Origin of the sequence: Streptomyces sp. x-19 (assembly GCF_046549115.1) — a bacterium.
GTDB lineage: Bacteria > Actinomycetota > Actinomycetes > Streptomycetales > Streptomycetaceae > Streptomyces > Streptomyces albulus_C.
In genome coordinates this window covers 1-638 of the sequence record NZ_JAJPWK010000113.1, presented here as the reverse complement: position 1 = coordinate 638, position 638 = coordinate 1, and the positions used below count along the sequence as shown (strand labels likewise).

General features: G+C 65.4%; 1 protein-coding gene. It reads left to right on the top strand.

The features are described 5' to 3' along the window. Positions 1–204: 204 nt before the first annotated feature. The coding region (locus ACLJT4_RS42505) for an AMP-binding enzyme (RefSeq protein WP_411130526.1) at positions 205–638 on the top strand (434 nt) is incomplete at its 3' end.

Genomic DNA, 638 nt, shown 5'->3' with positions numbered 1-638 from the left:
CGTGTGTATGTGTTGGACGGGTTTTTGCGGCCGGTTCCGGTGGGTGTGGTGGGGGAGATTTATATCGCTGGTGTGGGGGTGGCTCGGGGGTATGTGGGTCGTCCTGGGTTGACGGGTGAGCGGTTTGTGGCGGATGTGTTTGGTGCGTCGGGTGGGCGGATGTATCGGACGGGGGATGTGGGGCGGTGGTCTGCGGAGGGGGTGGTGGAGTACTGCGGTCGGTCTGATTTTCAGGTGAAGGTGCGGGGGCACCGGATTGAGTTGGGGGAGATCGAGGCGGTGTTGGCGGCTGATCCGTCGGTGGCGCAGGCGGTGGTGGGGGTGCCGGTGGATGGGGCGGGGGTGCGGCATGTGGTGGGTTATGTGCGTGCTGTGCCTGGTGTGGTGGTGGATGTTGAGGGTGTGCGGGGTCGGGTGGCGCGGGTGTTGCCGGAGTTCATGGTTCCGGTGCGGGTGGTGGTGGTGGAGTCCTTTGCGTTGACGCCGAACGGGAAGGTGGATCGGCGGGTTTTGCCGGTGCCGTTGTTTGGTTCGGGTCGGGTGTATCGGGCGCCGTCTTCGTCGCGGGAGCGGGTGTTGCATGGGGTGTTTGCTGAGGTGTTGGGGCGGGAGCGGGTGGGGGTGGATGACGGTTTCTT